Consider the following 13,084-nt stretch of genomic DNA (forward strand, 5'->3'; position numbering starts at 1 on the left):
GGTCATGAAGAGAATGAAATAGAACGTTTGGAGAATAGCAGAATAGCCGAGCTTGGTTTAGAGCATTGTTACCACTTGCTGTCGTCCAATGCGCTGCCAGGGCAAACCCTGGATTAATGCCTGTAACTGTTCCGGGTTGAGGACCACGGTTTCACCTTGGTGAACTTGAGCCCAGTGGAATTTTCCCTGTTCCAGCCGCCTGGCACACAGCCAGATGCCCAGTCCATCATGTACCAGCACTTTCATACGATGACCACGTTTATTACAGAACAGGTAGGCGCAATGCGGTTTGATGTAGCCAAAGGCTCTCACCACCTGAGCCATGGTCGTATCCATACCTGCACGCATGTCCATGGGCTGGGTAGAGAGCCAAATTTCATTGATACGGATCATGTTGCCAGTGCCTTGAGTAATTCTGCCAAGGCAGGTATTTCTGATGTCTGCCATTTTAGCTGAATATCATTATTCGTATGAGGCACGGTGATACACAACGTGATCCTCTCATCAATAGGTTGGCTGATTGCAGCAGTGTAAGGCAAAGCAATAAATGCTGGATTCACATGAGTAGGATCCTGCACGGCACCATCATGATGGCTGAAGATCCTGATCCAACGACTGACAAGGTTGGCATTAATACTATGTTGCAGTGCGACCGAAGCGATCGAGGTATTAGGATTTTTGCAGGCATTGACAATACTGAATTTGAATTCTTTGCTGTATGTTCTGCGTTTTTTAGCAACAGGAGGTGTTGCTGAATATATATCCATGTTCATAGATTAAGTCCCCACTTGTTTTTAGGTGGGAACTAAATTAAGGCTTATAGGATCGCTTGGTAAGGCTGTGTTAGCTGGATGCTTACTTTCTTTTACCTTAATAACGTATTTTTTTAACGGCAGCATACCTTTTGAAACACCACCAAATTATTTATGTTCCACCAGCACATATACTTCCCTATCGAAAAATCTGATAAGAATTGATTATTTTGATACAAAACCTGAAAACTGGGAGTGCTTATATGGACATATATAATATTTCCGGATAAATATAAAACTACTCCACAAGAAGAAAGGCAGAATTTAATCTCAGTCCGAAGTAACAGTACTCTCAAAGACCAAATGTAAAGAAGCATACTTAAGAAAATAAATTTCAATAATGCATGAGGATGTAATTAGTTTCAGGGTGCTAAGAAAGTGTAGCAACTTGCTACACTTTTTCGCTTTTTTGAATCAGCTGTTTTAAGAAATCTTCTAATTGTAAGAGACTGGCTTCGTCAATTTCCGAGATATTCAGAGAAACCTTAAGCTGTTTTTGATTCAGTTTGATATTCCCCGCAATCTTACCGGCATATTCAATTTTTCTGACCACGGATGTTGTGGTCAGTTTTTCTGGATTCTGACTCAATAGTTTTTCAGCATAAGTAGTAACTTTGCTTTGCTCGAGTTTTTTGTCTTTTAATTTTTCCCAAGCTCCGAGTAAGGCCACTTCGGCTTCAGAGAGTTGTTCAAGATGATCCGATAGAAATTTTTTGAATGCAGTTGCAGCAGTACGGCCTAGCAAGCCTGGTTCCACATCAAGGTCATTTAAAATTGCTTGCGGCAGTTTTTCGTATGCTAAATACTTGTACATATCTTCGCGATTTAAACCCAGTGAATTGGCTAAACGTTGCTTGTTTTTCTTTAATTTCTCATCAAGTGAGTTCAGGCCAATAAAAATCTCATAATCTGTCAGATCCTGACGCTTTAAATTCTCTGCCAGGGTTAACAAAGATGCTTCTACATTATTTGCATCAATTATAATGGCTTCAATCACAGACTTTCCGAGTAATTGATGTGCCCGTAAGCGTCGCTCGCCTGCAATCAGTTCATATTTCAGATTATCCAGTTTACGCACTGTAATGGGCTGCAAAAGGCCGATTTCATTAATAGAATCCGCCAGTTCTTTTAACTGTGACTCTTCAAATATTTTACGCGGCTGGTTTGGACTTCGGCTGATATCCTCAATAGGGACATTACGTCTAAACTCTTTCGGCTCTTTAATATTGTCTTTCTGTGCTTGCTGATGTTTTTCTGTATTCTGTTTCAGTTTCTGAGCTAAAAGCTCTTTGGTGCTTGCCATAATGCTCTCAGGTTTTAATTTTCACTACAATTTCATTGGCAAGGCTTTCAAAAGCCTTACGTACTTTTGAATTTTTTTCTACTTTCAAAAGTGGTTGTTGCAGAATCGCTGCTTGATTGACTTTAGTACTTTGAGGAATTGTGGTTTCTAAAATTTTACCTACCTGTTTCAAGGCTTCATCCCGAATCAGCTTACAGACATTCTGACGTTCATCATGCTTAATTAGTAAAGCGCCTAAAAGCTCTAAATCTGGATTAATACGTTTGATTTTTTCAAGATGATTTAAAAGATCTGTTACCCCATACAATCCATATTGTGATCCTGATTCGATAGGGATAATGACATGTGTTGAAGATGCCAAGGCATTGCTTGTTAATAATTTAAGGCTAGGTGGACAGTCGATCAATATAAAATCATAAAGATCTTTTAATAGTTTTAACTTGATATTTAACTCTTCAGAAGGACGGGGAGCTTCTTCTTTTAGTTGATCTTCAGTTTTTCCTAAATTTAAGGAACCATAAATTAATGATACTTTTTCAAAGTTCGTTTCTTCTTGTAATGCATCTGCCAACAACGAAATATCGCCCACTAGTAATTCTGCTGTAGTGACAGCAATTTCGCTTGGATGTTGGATCCCAATGTGTAAACTTGCGTTTGCTTGAGGATCTAAATCAATGACTAAAACTTTGTAGCCAAGATTGGCAAGTTCTGAGGCTAGGTGTACAACAGTCGTTGTTTTGCCACATCCGCCTTTATGGTTAGCAACAGTAATAATTTTTGCAGACATGCGTGTCAGATGCTTCCTTATTTCAATGTTTAGTAATATAAATAACTTTCATTCATCTTACTATAGTTTTTAAATTTATAAATCCTATTTATTCAGCTGTAAAACAACTTAAAAAATAAATTTTTAACTAAGCTAGCTTAATTAAAAATTAGAATAATTAGTTATTTAGCTAATTAATAATTAGGATCATATTTTTATTATATAAAACAAGTGCTTGTAACTTTAAAAGTGGAAGGTTTGTCACTATAAAGTGGAAGGTTTGTCACTATAAAGTGGAAGGTCTGTCACCGTAAAGTGGAAGGTCTGTCACTATAAAGTGGAAGGTTTGTCACTATAAAGTGGAAGGTCTGTCACTAGGGTGGAAGGTTTGTCACTACTATTTTTATAACTGCTATTTTTATTTAAAAATAATTTAAAAAACAAATATTTAAGCTGTTAATAAAGTCTCATAACTAAGCTTTAAAGGTGGAAAGATTGTCACTGTATCTTCTTAACCTGTGGATAATCTGTTTTTATTGGATATTTCCTGATGATTATATGTGCAGTTATACCTTTTAAATCTAACAAAAAGGTGGAAGCCTTGTCACATCAGGGTTTTTATCTGACTTAACCTAACTAGACCTGAATGAAAAAAGTAAAAATAGACCTTCTGAACTGTAATTTCGAGACTAAAGGTGGAAGGTCTGTCATCATGGGGTGGAAAGATTATAATTAATTCCACTTTAAGTGCAGGAAATCGGCTAAAATGCTTCTTTTTGATGACAAACTTTCCACTTTTAGAATATTGTGGTGAAAGTCTTGAAAGTTTTTCCACTTTTGTATATAAAAACTAAGTTAAATTATAAATATCACGGTTATGACAGAATCTGAACCATTGCAAGAAGAATCGAATTATATTCCTTACTGTATAGGCAACATTCGCCATAATGGCGTTGTCAGTACCAGTAACCGTTTAATTCGCCCAATCGAATTATCAGCCAATGAATATAAGGCACTTTTATATGCAATGGCGGTTGCGAATTATAGTGAGAAAAATAGGGTAGATGGTGAAATTACCGAACAAACTTATATTTATTTGTATAAGGATGATTTGGCAGATTTACTAGGATTAAATAAACGTAATTCAATTAATGTTGCAATAGATCGGATTTATAAAGAGCTTTCATCCCGGGTAGCTCATTTTATTATTGAGGAGCCAGCTGATAATGGTAAGAGAAAGACTAAAAAAGTACATTCTGTCGTTCCCATTATCCGTGAGTTAAGATGGGAAGATGATTCTAAAAATGCGATTCAGATTCGTTTTACCAGTGAGGTGTTGCCGTATTTCACTCAACTGGCTGGGGGTAATTTTACTACCTATCAGCTAAAACATCTTTTTGCCCTAGATTCTGTTGCCAGTATGAGTCTTTATACTTATTTCATTAAAAACGAATTTAAGTACGCCAATCAAAAGAGTTATGAAGTGCCATTACTTTTAGAAAACTTGAAAGCACTGATTGATATTAATGAAACCAAATATGATCGCTGGGTAGATTTTAGACGCTATGTATTAGACAAAATAGTGGCAGAAATTAACGAAAATACAGATCTACAGTTAGAGTATGAAACCGTTAAGAAAGGCCGTCCAATTGTAGGTGTGAATTTTAAACTGCATCATCGGATTGCTGATAAGGCACTGGATGAATTTGCAGTGATTGAAAAAATCTATCTTGATGTTCCATTTGAAGACAATGCATCCGTAAAAGAATTAGGGGCTAAATTCGATATGAATGTACGTTCTTGGTATATTTTTAATAATGATGAAAATTATCAGCAGTTCAAGAAGTGGTTTAAAAAAGTAGGATGCCTCACTGACTCTCAAGCAAATATTGTCATTAATGACACTTTATTCCAAATGGATTTTGCTGAAATTGGTATGGGGTTGAATGACTTTAAACGAAATATGAAGCATAAACTTAAAAGTAATCCGGAATTCGTCCATAGTATTCGTGAAAGACTGAATGATATTTTTGGTAAAGAGTTGATCTAGCGAAAAGTGTAGCAACTTGCTACACTTTTTAGATATATGTTCGTAAAGAATACAAGTGGTAAGGACCTTAGGATAAAAACGACTCTGTTGCATAAAGTGTGAAAATTGAGACTGAACCGTACCGGGTTTGTCGGAGACCAACTTTCTTGAGAGAATGTTCCAATGACAAAACCAAAATATACCCCTGAAATCAGAGAAAGAGCGGTTCAATTATTGATTGAATCTGAAAAAGATTATCCTTCTACTTGGGCTGCAATCACAGCTATTGCACCTAAGATTGGTTGTACTCCTGAAACATTGCGTGTTTGGTATTTAAAGCATATGGATCAACTAAATCCTGCCAAAGTACAACAGATATCTGACCAAGAAAAAATGAAGCAAATGGAACGTGAAATTAAAGAATTAAAACGTGCCAATGAAATTCTACGTAAAGCAGCCGCTTTTTTCGCCCAGGCGGAGCTCGACCGCCCACACAAATAATGGTGGATTTTATCCAGAACAATAAAGATCGATATGGTGTTGAAGCGATTTGTAGAATTTTACCGATTGCAGCTTCGACCTATTATCGGGCTTTAGATCTCGTTGATAACCCAGAACATCGAGCGAAACGTGCTCTGCATGATTTATATCATGCAGAGCAAATCAAACGTATTTGGAAAGAAAGTTTAGGTCGATATGGTGTGCGTAAGGTCTGGCAACAATTGAAACGTGAAGGTTATGTTATCGCACGTTGTACAGTTGCTCGATTGATGCAGAAGCTAGGTATACAAGGTGTTTGGCGTGGTAAGAATAAACAAACCACCCGTAGCCGAGATGATCAAAAACGAGCAGATGACTTAGTAAAACGCAATTTTAATGCAGATCATCCTGACCCTTGCGAAGCAATGCTTCTCAGGTCGCTGACTTCACGTATATTCAAACTCATTCAGGCTGGGTCTATACCGCCTTTATTATTGATGTGTTCTCGCGAGCAATTGTTGGATGGAAAGTATCAACACGTATGAATACAGATATGGTGCTCGATGCACTGGAGCAAGCATTGCATGATCGAGGCATGCCAAAGAACGTGATTCATCATAGTGACAGAGGCGTGCAATATCTTTCCATTCGTTATACCAATCGTTTAGAAGCAGCAAATTTACGAGCATCAGTCGGTACGACCGGTGATTCATACGATAATGCTTTGGCTGAAACGGTGAATGGCTTATACAAAACAGAGGTGATTGAATATTTAAAAGCGGATTGGCAAGGTTTAGCAGATGTACAACTTGCGACACTAAACTGGGTAGATTGGTTCAATAAAGAGCGTGTACACAGTGCACTGGGTTATGTATCACCTTTTGAGTTTGAAGCAATGTACTATGATAAGATTAACCCGTTAGGTCAGGTGGCCTAACTTAAATAAAAAAGTCTCCGACAAACCCGGTACGGTTCAGTTCACAAACTACATTACAGGTCAGTCTATTTTGACAGATGGTGGAATGGTTTACCGTTAACATCAATATAAGGAATACAAAATGAAAGCAGCTCGTTTTTATGACCGAGGGGATATTCGAATTGAAGATATCCCTGAACCGAAAGTACTTCCAGGCACAGTTGGAATTCAAGTTGCGTGGTGTGGTATTTGCGGTACGGATTTACATGAATTCATGGAAGGTCCTATTTTTATTCCACCTTGTGGTCACCCACACCCAATTTCGGGAGAATCTGCACCTGTAACAATGGGACATGAATTTTCAGGCGTGGTTTATGCAGTTGGAGAGGGTGTAGATGATATCCAAATTGGGCAACATGTCGTAGTTGAACCCTACATTATTGCTGACGATGTGCCGACTGGCCCCAATGATAAGTATCATTTATCAAAAAATATGAACTTTATTGGTTTAGGCGGACGCGGTGGTGGTCTTTCTGAAAAAATTGCAGTTCAGCGGCGTTGGGTACATCCTATTTCAAATGATATTCCTTTAGACCAAGCAGCATTGATAGAACCTTTATCTGTCGGTCATCATGCCTATGTCAGAAGTGGCGCAAAAGCTGGCGATATCGCACTGGTTGGTGGAGCAGGCCCAATAGGCTTACTTTTATCTGCTATTTTAAAGGCTAAAGGTCTCACGGTTATCATTACTGAACTGAGTGCAAAACGTAAAGAAAAAGCGATAGAAGCGGGTGTTGCCGATTATGTACTAGACCCATCTAAGGTTGATGTAGTTGCTGAGGTAATGAAAATTACAGAAGACCGCGGTGTAGATGTCGCTTTTGAATGTAGTAGTGTCAATAAAGTCATGGATACACTCGTTGCAGCAATGAAACCAACTGGTGTAGTCGTTATCGTTTCTATTTGGAGCCATCCTGCCACAATTAATGTGCATAGTGTGGTCATGAAAGAGCTCGATATTCGTGGAACGATTGCTTATGTCAATGACCATCAGGAAACCATCCGTTTAGTCGAGCAAGGTAAGATTAATCTAGAACCTTTTATTACCCAACGTATTGCATTAGATGATCTTGTTTCTAAAGGCTTTGAAACGCTGATTCATAATAATGAGTCTGCTGTAAAAATTATTGTTCATCCATAGTAAAGCCTAATTTGAATAAGCTAGAAATAAACTCTATGTAGCTATTTCTAATATCTTTATCGATAGAGAATGAGTCTGTACGTACAGATTCATTCTCAAATTTACAGTGTTGAGTGCCAGTATGATTTTGATCATAGAGCCTAGTAAAGATATAAGGCTTTGTTGCATAAATATGTAAGCATCTGATTTAAATAGATTTAATTTTAGATCAAAAAATAATCAAAACTTTTAAAATCATATAGTTATGAAATCTTTGTGCAACAAAGCCGTTGCAGGTGGAAAACAACACAGCGCTGGTGAGTTATTTTACGAACCGACCATTATTGCCGATGTAACTGCAGAGATGGATGTTGCAACTCAAGAAACTTTTGGACCATTAGCTGCAATTTTTAAGTTCGAAACTGAGCAACAAGCAATTGAGATGGCCAATGCCACAGAATTTGGTTTAGCTGCTTACTGCTACACACAAGATTTAGGTCGTGCGTGGCGCATGAGTGAACAACTCGAGTACGGTATGGTTGGAATTAATAAAGGCTTGATTTCAAATGAGGTTGCACCGTTTGGTGGAATTAAACAGTCAGGTTTAGGGCGCGAAGGCTCAAAATATGGCATTGAAGATTATCTCGAAATCAAATACACCTTATTTGGAGGATTAGGCTAATGAGTAATGAAAAATTTGAAAAAGGTTTAGCGATTCGTAAACAGGTGCTTGGCGAAGCTTATGTCAATAATTCGATCAACAATGCTGATGATTTTAACTTACCTTTACAGGAACTGGTCACGGAGTATTGTTGGGGGGCGGTCTGGGGACGTGAAGAACTGAGCAAACCTGAACGTAGTCTAATTAATCTGGCTATGATATCAGCCTTAAACCGTCCGCATGAATTGAAGCTACATGTTAAAGGAGCTTTACGTAATGGCGTGCCTAAAGACAAAATTCGAGAAGTACTCTTGCAAGTAGCAATTTACTGTGGCGTGCCAGCTGCTGTAGATAGTTTCCGTATTGCAAAAGAAGCAATTTTAGAATATGAACAGGAAAATATTTAAAAATTTTACCAATCAAAGGTTAAAATTATAACCGCATTATTAAATGCGGTTATTCTATTTGCGATTGAAACCTATGAATACTTTCAGCATAAGAAATATTGACAATTAAAGTGAGTAAATCATTACCATATATCAAAATTAATGAAAATTTTGCCACTTGATATCAATTTAACATAATCAATGTTATACGAAGTACAGCAACAACATTTGTAACTCCAAAATAGAAATGTCCGGTTTCTCCAAAGTAAAGAATACTCGCTTTTGCGATTATCGAAGCGTACGGTTTGATATGTTGGTGTTTATGTCGGATAAAGAACTTAAACGATTGTCGGTCTTGCAAGAAATCTGTGATCAACGCATCACCCAATCTCAGGCTGCTCAGCTACTTCACATTTCAGAACGCCAGATCAGACGCTTACTGAAAAAATATAAAGCTCAAGGTCCATCTGCATCAGCTCCTACTGCACATGGTCAAACCTGTAATTCCAAGCTCCTTTTAGACTCAAGTGGCTGAATCTAGTGCATGAAAAGCTGACCAGCATTCATGGATTCAATATTTTAACGAAAACACCGCATTCTTGGATGATTGCAGCTGACTTATTAACGGCTCATATCATGATTAATTTGAAGGACATGCTGATAAATGTAGTCTGCTAATGTTTATTGACGATGTTGCCTCAAACTATAGCAGCCGGTGAGATCAACTCACATGACTTGTTATTCCCATGTAGAAATATACTGGCTAACAAGCAAATAGAAAGATAATTAATATTATTTTATTAAAATAGGTATATAATAAGAATATTTAATATATTTTACTATTTTAATAAAGTTATGAGTAAATATTGTACCATTCAAATTTATCAGGATGACCAGTGGCTTGACTGTGCAATTGTTGAGTTGATGGGTGAAAATGAGCATGGTTGGCAAACACCAACTCGTACTTCATATTTATTTGAATATGCAATTTCTTATATGGACTTACATGATGGCCATGCACTCGCCTATCATTTTCCTGTGAATGTACAAAATAAAATTAATGAAACTTGGCCTGCTTTCTTAATGGATTTACTTCCACAGGGCTATGGTCGTAAAGAATTATTAAGACAACTAAATTACAGTGAAAATGCACAAGAACAAGCAGATTGGGCACTTTTAAAAGCTGGAGCTGGCAACCCGATTGGACATTTACGTATTAAAGAAGCTCATGAGTGGCTGCAAAGGAGCTTTCCGACTGATCAAAATATAGGCTTTAGCCTAAGTGAGATTATAGAACGAAAAGAGCACTTCATTGAATCGCTCGCCTCTTATGGCTTATTCATTGCCGGCTCTTCAGGTGTTCAAGGTGAATGGCCAAAGCTACTCCTCTCCCAAGGACATGATGACCTATTTTATTTAGATCACACACTTGCAGATCATCAGGTAAAAAAACATTGGTTAGTGAAGTTCAGTCGTGGTAGTGACTTATAACCCCACCTTAAAACATACTATTTCTAATATTTTATATTGACAATTGATCAAATAATGATAAGTTTTAATTATAAAAACCCCATATTTCATACTAAATAGGGCACTGTTGCAAAGTTAGCGATGAGGCAGCCTTTTGTCTTATTCAAAGGCCTTACATTTCAAAAACTCTGCTTACCAGGCGCATTTCGCCCAGGGGATCACCATAATAAAATGCTGAGGCCTGGCCTTTGCGTAGTGCACGCATCACCTCAATACCTTTGATGGTGGCGTAAGCCGTCTTCATGGATTTAAATCCCAGCGTGGCGTTGATTATCCGTTTCAGTTTGCCATGATCGCATTCAATCACGTTGTTCCGGTACTTAATCTGTCGGTGTTCAACGTCAGACGGGCACCGGCCTTCGCGTTTGAGCAGAGCAAGCGCGCGACCATAGGCGGGCGCTTTATCCGTGTTGATGAATCGTGGGATCTGCCACTTCTTCACGTTGTTGAGGATTTTACCCAGAAACCGGTATGCAGCTTTGCTGTTACGACGGGAGGAGAGATAAAAATCGACAGTGCGGCCCCGGCTGTCGACGGCCCGGTACAGATACGCCCAGCGGCCATTGACCTTCACGTAGGTTTCATCCATGTGCCACGGGCAAAGATCGGAAGGGTTACGCCAGTACCAGCGCAGCCGTTTTTCCATTTCAGGCGCATAACGCTGAACCCAGCGGTAAATCGTGGAGTGATCGACATTCACTCCGCGTTCAGCCAGCATCTCCTGCAGCTCACGGTAACTGATGCCGTATTTGCAGTACCAGCGTACGGCCCACAGAATGATGTCACGCTGAAAATGCCGGCCTTTGAATGGGTTCATGTGCAGCTCCATCAGCAAAAGGGGATGATAAGTTTATCACCACCGACTATTTGCAACAGTGCCCAAAAAAGTTCGTGGTGGAGAAAAGATAAGCTATGCAAGGCTTTAGGAGACGTGGTTTTTCAGGATGACGAAGAACGATTCGGCGCTAGGTGCAACATAGGTGCATCGCACGAGCGCTAGGAACGGCGAAAAAAGGCGGACGTGGCGAAATCGGTAGACGCAGCAGACTTTAAAATTGGAGTGCCCGCGGGGAAATCCGCGGAGTAGAACCGCTCAAAGTCGGGGAACGCTAACGGGCAATACCCTAAGCCAATCCCGAGCCAAGCCCCTTCGGGGGAAGGTGTAGAGACTGGACGGGCGGCGCCTAAAGCCTTCGGGCAATGGCGAAGGGACAGTCCAGACCACGAACGTCATCAGACGGCGGCGAAAGTCGAGGTGGTACGAAAATCTGCTTCTCTGTGAGAGTACGGGTTCGAGTCCCGTCGTCCGCACCACAAAGCCAAACATCCCTGCGATGATCGACCTCTGGGCGTTTGGTCGTGAGCCCGCCACCCTCGCGCTACGCTTTGCGCAGGCGTCGAAGGCGATCAGGTGCGCCCATCGATTCCGTCGAGCACCATCGCTGCGAGTTCATCGCTGGTGTGTGCACCACTATCGAGAACACGGGTTGTGCATGGAAGCCGTTCCCTTGCGGCCAAGCATCGGGCGACATTCGCTAATCGCCACTCTCGAATCTCCGCATTTCGATTCGGGTCAGGATGCATGGTCTGGTTCGCGATCCGGTGACGCAATAGGTCCTCGTTGAGCGTCAGAAAGATGTGCAGCAGCTGATCGTCGATCCGCCTTACCCCGTCGAGTATCTCAGTCAGATAGTCCGGGTGCACGAGCGTCATTGGGATGATGATGTCCTGCGAGTAATTCCTTCGAATCTCCCTGACCGCCGCGATCGTAAGTCCCCTCCACAAGGGGAGATCCTGATAGTCTCCGCTCGCTGGCATGGGGACCGTTTCTTTCACCACGAACCCGATTTCCTCGGGGTCAAAGATCAGCGATTTGGAACGCCGATCGCGCAGCCGCTTAGCGAGCGTCGTCTTTCCGGCGCCGAAAGGTCCGTTGATCCAGATTATCATTGTCGACGGCCTCTAACCTGAAGGCTCGCAAGAGCGCTCGACGGCCTCGTGCGGAGGCACGATCGGAGTGGTTCCGAAATGCTTCTCAAGATAGGTGACGCCGAACGTCACGATGTCCTGCGCGTCGAACAGGTAGCACTGAGCAAAGCCCACGACACCTTCTCGATGGCGACCGAGCTTCACGTAAGCATTTGCTATAGTTTCAACCGCATCCGGCTTTCCTTCGATAGCAAAGCAATCGAGAATGCCGTTTGAATCGTAATCCGATGCCGTTTTCCAGGCGACTTCACCGTCTCTTCCAAGCATCGGCATCTCATACGTCACCCACCGTTTGTTGGGGATATCGGCAACCGCCTCGGCGTAGTGCAATGCGGTAACGGAGTTTAGCGGCGCACCCAACAGCAGGGCCTTCCCGCCAAGGCGAACGAACCGCTCGACGGGCGATCCTTCCCCCAAGGCGTGACCGAGTTCGTGAGGCTCCGTCAGCGTTTCAGCCAGCGGACCAACCGCGACCATCGATGCATCGGGGTGCGCGCTGCGCCGCGCGCCGGGGGCTTGAACCAGAAATTGATTCAGCAGGCCGAACCCACGGTAAGTCCCGGCTGTTGCGGGATCGAACGGCAGCCAGGTACGGCGGGCTTCGTCATCCAGCCGAGCGCCATTCAGAGTCTCCTCGTAGGGTGATCGGTCCCACGACGCGTATCCCATCACAGTGCCAGTCGGCCCAACCGCGGAGCGTAACGCGGCAACGACCGTCTCCGCTCCTCCTTCGACCGGACCAATCGCTTTAAGTGAGGCATGCACCATCAAGAGGTCACCGGTTTGGACTCCGAGTTTTTGAAGCGCCTCCGTTATTGCCTTCCGCGTATGCATCGCGATATCTCCTCTAAACTGCAAAACACTATACCTATCGAGATATCACTCTACTATACCTATCGAGATATAGAGGTGGTCCCACTTGTTTGAACAACTAAAAGCGTATTTATAAGTGATATTCCGCTCTAGTTAAGCCACCTTGTTTTGTTGGGGTAGCTGATCATAGTAAAACTCATTTGGTGTCATTTTGTCTAG

General features: G+C 41.4%; 10 protein-coding genes, 4 pseudogenes and 1 other annotated feature. Of the genes and pseudogenes, 7 read left to right on the plus strand and 7 right to left on the minus strand.

The features are described from left to right. Positions 1-57: 57 nt before the first annotated feature. The 4 genes from tnpB to FTV11_RS14990 all read right to left on the minus strand — a co-directional run bounded on the left by tnpB (position 58) and on the right by FTV11_RS14990 (position 2,902). On the minus strand, positions 58-393 hold the full coding sequence (gene tnpB / locus FTV11_RS14975) for an IS66 family insertion sequence element accessory protein TnpB (RefSeq protein WP_179990954.1): 336 nt from the start codon (positions 391-393) through the stop codon (positions 58-60). Beyond that, positions 390-773, minus strand: coding sequence for a transposase (locus FTV11_RS14980; RefSeq protein ID WP_179990955.1), 384 nt, complete (start codon positions 771-773; stop codon positions 390-392). The genes tnpB and FTV11_RS14980 overlap by 4 nt, the downstream gene beginning before the upstream one ends. Before the next feature lie 430 nt (positions 774-1,203). Further along, positions 1,204-2,115 carry a ParB/RepB/Spo0J family partition protein gene (locus tag FTV11_RS14985; RefSeq protein WP_119879449.1) on the minus strand — a complete coding sequence of 304 codons (912 nt, stop codon included), beginning with the start codon at positions 2,113-2,115 and terminating at the stop codon, positions 1,204-1,206. A gap of 7 nt (positions 2,116-2,122) precedes the next feature. Then, positions 2,123-2,902, minus strand: a complete 780-nt coding sequence (locus FTV11_RS14990; protein WP_179990956.1) for a ParA family protein — start codon at positions 2,900-2,902, stop codon at positions 2,123-2,125. Between the two features lie 856 nt (positions 2,903-3,758). On the opposite strand from FTV11_RS14990, the gene FTV11_RS14995 reads away from it, so the two are divergent. The 7 genes and pseudogenes from FTV11_RS14995 to FTV11_RS15025 form a co-directional block, all read left to right on the plus strand. After that, positions 3,759-4,931, plus strand: a complete 1,173-nt coding sequence (locus FTV11_RS14995; RefSeq protein ID WP_127800989.1) for a replication initiation protein — start codon at positions 3,759-3,761, stop codon at positions 4,929-4,931. 162 nt (positions 4,932-5,093) lie between these two features. Next, positions 5,094-6,327, plus strand: a pseudogene (locus FTV11_RS15000) (IS3 family transposase). After that, positions 5,369-5,485, plus strand: a sequence feature (AL1L pseudoknot). (Overlaps the previous pseudogene by 117 nt.) Before the next feature lie 121 nt (positions 6,328-6,448). Continuing rightward, positions 6,449-7,507 (plus strand): 2,3-butanediol dehydrogenase, encoded by a 1,059-nt coding sequence (locus FTV11_RS15005; protein ID WP_004281883.1) that lies wholly within the window; start codon positions 6,449-6,451, stop codon positions 7,505-7,507. 262 nt (positions 7,508-7,769) lie between these two features. After that, positions 7,770-8,168: pseudogene (locus tag FTV11_RS15010) on the plus strand (aldehyde dehydrogenase family protein); the annotation flags it as partial. After that, complete coding sequence (locus tag FTV11_RS15015) at positions 8,168-8,554, plus strand: carboxymuconolactone decarboxylase family protein (protein ID WP_177155611.1); 387 nt, start codon at positions 8,168-8,170, stop codon at positions 8,552-8,554. The pseudogene FTV11_RS15010 and the gene FTV11_RS15015, both read left to right, overlap by 1 nt. 301 nt (positions 8,555-8,855) lie before the next feature. Continuing rightward, a pseudogene (locus FTV11_RS15020) lies at positions 8,856-9,174 on the plus strand (helix-turn-helix domain-containing protein); the annotation flags it as partial. A gap of 214 nt (positions 9,175-9,388) precedes the next feature. Further along, a pseudogene (locus FTV11_RS15025) lies at positions 9,389-10,018 on the plus strand (HipA N-terminal domain-containing protein); the annotation flags it as partial. 157 nt (positions 10,019-10,175) lie between these two features. Here the strand turns inward: FTV11_RS15025 and FTV11_RS15030 are convergent. The 3 genes from FTV11_RS15030 to aac(3)-IId form a co-directional block, all read right to left on the minus strand. Then, a complete protein-coding gene (locus FTV11_RS15030) occupies positions 10,176-10,880 on the minus strand; it encodes an IS6-like element IS26 family transposase (RefSeq protein ID WP_001067858.1) in 705 nt (234 codons plus the stop codon). A gap of 590 nt (positions 10,881-11,470) precedes the next feature. Beyond that, a complete protein-coding gene (locus tag FTV11_RS15035) occupies positions 11,471-12,013 on the minus strand; it encodes an AAA family ATPase (protein ID WP_000587837.1) in 543 nt (180 codons plus the stop codon). A gap of 12 nt (positions 12,014-12,025) precedes the next feature. Then, positions 12,026-12,886 (minus strand): aminoglycoside N-acetyltransferase AAC(3)-IId, encoded by an 861-nt coding sequence (gene aac(3)-IId / locus FTV11_RS15040; RefSeq protein WP_000557454.1) that lies wholly within the window; start codon positions 12,884-12,886, stop codon positions 12,026-12,028. Between the last annotated feature and the right edge of the window lie 198 nt (positions 12,887-13,084).

The sequence above is a fragment of the Acinetobacter sp. YH12231 genome, assembly GCF_013417755.1.
In the GTDB taxonomy this organism is placed as follows: Bacteria; Pseudomonadota; Gammaproteobacteria; order Pseudomonadales; family Moraxellaceae; genus Acinetobacter; species Acinetobacter amyesii.

Bases quoted from the DNA above. Each gene is read 5' to 3' on its own strand.
- tnpB (WP_179990954.1), bottom strand. From the start codon at position 393: ATGATCCGTATCAATGAAATTTGGCTCTCTACCCAGCCCATGGACATG.
- FTV11_RS14980 (WP_179990955.1), bottom strand. From the start codon at position 773: ATGAACATGGATATATATTCAGCAACACCTCCTGTTGCTAAAAAACGC.
- FTV11_RS14985 (WP_119879449.1), bottom strand. From the start codon at position 2,115: ATGGCAAGCACCAAAGAGCTTTTAGCTCAGAAACTGAAACAGAATACA.
- FTV11_RS14990 (WP_179990956.1), bottom strand. From the start codon at position 2,902: ATGTCTGCAAAAATTATTACTGTTGCTAACCATAAAGGCGGATGTGGC.
- FTV11_RS14995 (WP_127800989.1), top strand. From the start codon at position 3,759: ATGACAGAATCTGAACCATTGCAAGAAGAATCGAATTATATTCCTTAC.
- FTV11_RS15005 (WP_004281883.1), top strand. From the start codon at position 6,449: ATGAAAGCAGCTCGTTTTTATGACCGAGGGGATATTCGAATTGAAGAT.
- FTV11_RS15015 (WP_177155611.1), top strand. From the start codon at position 8,168: ATGAGTAATGAAAAATTTGAAAAAGGTTTAGCGATTCGTAAACAGGTG.
- FTV11_RS15030 (WP_001067858.1), bottom strand. From the start codon at position 10,880: ATGAACCCATTCAAAGGCCGGCATTTTCAGCGTGACATCATTCTGTGG.
- FTV11_RS15035 (WP_000587837.1), bottom strand. From the start codon at position 12,013: ATGATAATCTGGATCAACGGACCTTTCGGCGCCGGAAAGACGACGCTC.